1 protein-coding gene is annotated in these 1,086 nt (G+C 44.8%); it reads right to left on the bottom strand.

Annotation, left to right across the window (positions count from 1 at the left end; translation table 11 throughout):
- A partial coding sequence (locus A3761_RS03315) for a cation:proton antiporter (RefSeq protein WP_068749808.1) occupies positions 1-1,086 on the bottom strand: 1,086 nt, incomplete at both ends.

Raw genomic sequence — 1,086 nt, 5'->3', positions numbered from 1 at the left:
GCCTTTTCCAACACGCCCCATGCCGACAATTAAGACTTCTTTGTCTTTGATAGGTAAAAAGGTTTGTTGGGAGGTATCACAAGGACGTTCAAAACGCGAGAAGGCGTCTTTTTTGTTTGCGTATATTCGATGTGCAAACTTGTAAATAATTGAGCTAAATACCATCGAATGAGTTGTCGATAGGGCGATGATGACCAACCATTCATGGCTTAGCCAGTTTTGATCAACACTTAAGCTGGCAACGATCAACCCGAATTCGCTGTAGTTGGCTAGCAAGAGTGCTGACAAGAAGCTGGTACGCAAGCGTAAGCCAACCGCATTAAACACAAAGAAGAAAAGCAATAACTTGATGGGGAGTAAAATAGTCAAGCCTAAGGCGACGAGCCACATTTCCAAAGTTGGTAACGCGGTGAACCCGATAGACAAAAAGAAGCAGATTAGGAAGAGGTCTTTGAAGCTCATTAACGACTTATAGAGTTCGTTAGATTTAGGTAAGCCTGCGAGTAGCATGCCCATGACTAGTGCACCCAAGTCACCCTTCATGTCGACAAGCTCAAAAAGCTCCGGGCCGCCAAGTGCAAGTAAAAAACCGTAGAGTGGGATCAACTCTCCGTGACCGCTGGAGGCCATCATTCTTTTTAATAAAGGGCGAAGGAACCAAAGGCCAAGCAAGCTAAATGCCCAAAGGCTTGGTGATTTGCCGGTTGCAAAGAATAGAAACAGAACAGCCGCAATATCTTGCCAGATTAGTACGCCGACAGCGAGGTCACCGTGTTTGGATTTTAATTCCGCATTGTCTTCCAAAATCTTAATGACGCAAACAGTGCTACTGAAACTAAAAGCAAAAGCGATAATGGCGCTTTGCGACAAACTGAGATCAAATAAGCTGTGGCTGAGGGTAGTTGTGCAAAGAATTATCAAAGGAAGTAGGAGTATCATCCACCCACTCATATGAATAAAGGTTCCGGACCATAATTGTGGCCTCATAAGCTGTCTGAAATCAATTTTAAGCCCGATGGTAAACAGCATTAGCGTAATGCCAAGGTCTGCAAGCATCTCGAGTGTCGGTTCTGGCGTAACGCCACT

It is taken from the genome of Oleiphilus sp. HI0123, from assembly GCF_001635315.1.
Note: the sequence above shows the minus strand (reverse complement) of the source record. Positions and strands in the feature narration are given on the sequence as shown.